The organism is Klebsiella sp. MS 92-3, from assembly GCF_000195655.1.
In the GTDB taxonomy this organism is placed as follows: Bacteria; Pseudomonadota; Gammaproteobacteria; order Enterobacterales; family Enterobacteriaceae; genus Klebsiella; species Klebsiella pneumoniae.
On record NZ_GL882806.1, the window covers coordinates 103,307 to 105,660 of the forward strand.

Sequence of the window (2,354 nt, forward strand, 5' to 3'; positions counted from 1 at the left end):
GGGGCGACCCTCACCTGGGGGCCGTTCACCGTCTATCACTCGCAGCTGCGTACGCCCAATGGCCGGTATGACGGCCCGCAGCAGGATCGGGCGCTGATCATCACCTACCGGCGCGACATCGATCGCGAGGCGCTGGTGGAGGCCACCCGCGACCAGTGGCAGGCGCAGGGCATTCTGCAGCAGGAACCGCGCAGCGAAGCCTGGCTACGCATGCTGCAGGGGATCTGGCCGGACGTCGCGCCGGGCAGCCAGCTGGCGTTCGTGGTCAGCGGCGGCGAGGGGCAGTTCTGGTACCGCGCCAGCGCCGCGCAGACCGCCTTTACCCCGCTCGGCCCGCGCCAGTCGGCGGCGTTCAGCACCCGCTTTCTCGCCATCTGGCTCGATCCGCGCACCACTTATCCCGAACTGCGTCAGCAGTTGATCGGAGGTACACCATGAAACGCATTCTGACCCTTGGCCTGGCGCTGCTGATGCTGATCCTCGCCGGCTGCAGCACCGAGGTCACGGAGTACCGGCAGCAGCAGCCCGCCCTCGACATCTTTCACTATTTTCAAGGGCGAACCGAGGCGTGGGGGATGGTGCAGGATCGCAGCGGCAAGCAGCTGCGCCGCTTCCATGTTGAGATCGATGGCGACGTCGTCGGCGACACCCTGACCCTCCATGAGCGCTTTGTCTATGACGACGGCGAGAAGCAGCAGCGGGTATGGCGCATTCGCCGCACCGGCGATAACCGTTATCAGGGCACCGCCGGCGATATCGAAGGCGTGGCCAGCGGCCAGGCGGCAGGCAATGCCTTTCACTGGCGCTACAGCATGAACGTCGAGGCCAGCGGCAGCCGGTGGCTGCTGCACTTTGACGACTGGATGTTCCTGCAGGACGGCAGCCATTTATTTAACAAAACCGAGATGAAGAAATTCGGCATTACGGTCGCCACCGTGACCCTTTTCTTTACCCGAACCACAGCAGAAGAGAGGACAGCGCCATGAACACGCAACCTGTCATTGGGATCAGCGGATGTTTAACCGGCTCAGCCGTGCGATTCGACGGCGGGCATAAGCGTATGGGCTTTGTGATGGATGAGCTCGCGCAGTGGGTGGCGTTTAAACCCGTCTGCCCGGAGATGGCGATCGGCCTGCCCGTTCCCCGCCCGGCGCTCCGCCTGGTGCAGACCCCGGTCGGGGAGATCCGCATGCGCTTCAGCCACGCCCCGCACGAGGATGTGACGGAGAAGATGGCTGATTTCGCCAGCGCCCACCTCGCAACCCTGGGCGAGCTGTCGGGCTTTATCGTCTGCGCCAAATCGCCGAGCTGCGGGATGGAGCGCGTGCGGCTGTATGACGAAAAAGGCAATCGCGGGCGTAAGGAAGGCGTGGGGCTGTTTACCGGCGCCCTGATGGCGCGCTACCCGTGGCTGCCGGTGGAAGAGGATGGCCGGCTGCACGATCCGCTGCTGCGGGAGAATTTTGTCGAGCGCGTTTTCGCCCTGCATGAACTCAACGCCCTGCGCGCCCGCGGCCTGACCCGTCACGGTCTGCTGGCCTTTCACAGCCGCTACAAGCTGCAACTGCTGGCTCATCACCAGGCGGGCTACCGGGAGATCGGCCCGTTCGTCGCCTCGCTGCATGAATGGGAGGATCTGGAGGCGTTCTTCGAGGTTTACCGCGAGAAGCTGATGGCGATCCTCAAGCAGCCCGCCTCGCGGAAAAACCACACCAACGTGCTGATGCATATTCAGGGTTATTTTCGCGACCAGCTGAACAGCCGCCAGCGCGGCGAGCTGCGGGAGGTGATCCTCAACTATCGCGCCGGGCTGCTGCCGATCCTCGCCCCGCTGACGCTGCTTAAGCACTATCTGGCCGAGTATCCGGATCGCTACCTGCAGGCGCAGAACTATTTTGACCCCTACCCGCAGGATCTGGCCCTGCGCCTGACGGTGAACTGAAGGGAGATGGGCCAGCTGCCCGGCGGCGCTGCGCTTGCGCGGGCCTGGGAGTGTGAGCCTGCGGGAAGGAACGTAGGCCGGATAAGGCATTTATGCCGCCATCCGGCACTACCGCAGGTATGGAGCCTGACCGCCCGGCGGCGCTGCGCTTGCCGGTCCTGGGGGGAGCCCGCAGGAAGGAACGTAGGCCGGATAAGGCATGTATGCCGCCATCCGGCATAAATGGAGCGCATCAGTTGTAGCCCGGCTAAGCGTAGCGCCAGCCGGGAACGCTCCTTCGACAACGCTATCGCATCAGAACCACGCCTCAAACATCCCGCCGACGTTCAGCGAATCCAGCTGCTGGTCCTGGGTGCCGTTAACCTTCGCGGTATGCTCGTTGTCCACCTGGCCGCCGGTCACGTAGAAGCGC

The 2,354-nt window shown here is 64.2% G+C and carries 3 protein-coding genes; all 3 read left to right on the forward strand.

Annotated elements, in window-relative coordinates:
- Positions 1 to 438: hypothetical protein (locus tag HMPREF9538_RS14130; protein WP_009485064.1), on the forward strand; the 438-nt coding region annotated here is incomplete at its 5' end.
- Entirely contained in the window at positions 435 to 986 is a 552-nt protein-coding gene (locus HMPREF9538_RS14125) for a DUF3833 domain-containing protein (RefSeq protein WP_004177586.1), read from the forward strand. The genes HMPREF9538_RS14130 and HMPREF9538_RS14125, both read left to right, overlap by 4 nt.
- Positions 983 to 1,942 carry a YbgA family protein gene (locus HMPREF9538_RS14120; RefSeq protein WP_004178436.1) on the forward strand — a complete coding sequence of 320 codons (960 nt, stop codon included), beginning with the start codon at positions 983 to 985 and terminating at the stop codon, positions 1,940 to 1,942. Before HMPREF9538_RS14125 ends, HMPREF9538_RS14120 begins: the two co-directional genes overlap by 4 nt.
- Positions 1,943 to 2,354 lie beyond the last annotated feature (412 nt).

Coding starts and splice junctions, on each gene's coding strand:
- HMPREF9538_RS14125 (WP_004177586.1), top strand. CDS start 435: ATGAAACGCATTCTGACCCTTGGCCTGGCGCTGCTGATGCTGATCCTC.
- HMPREF9538_RS14120 (WP_004178436.1), top strand. CDS start 983: ATGAACACGCAACCTGTCATTGGGATCAGCGGATGTTTAACCGGCTCA.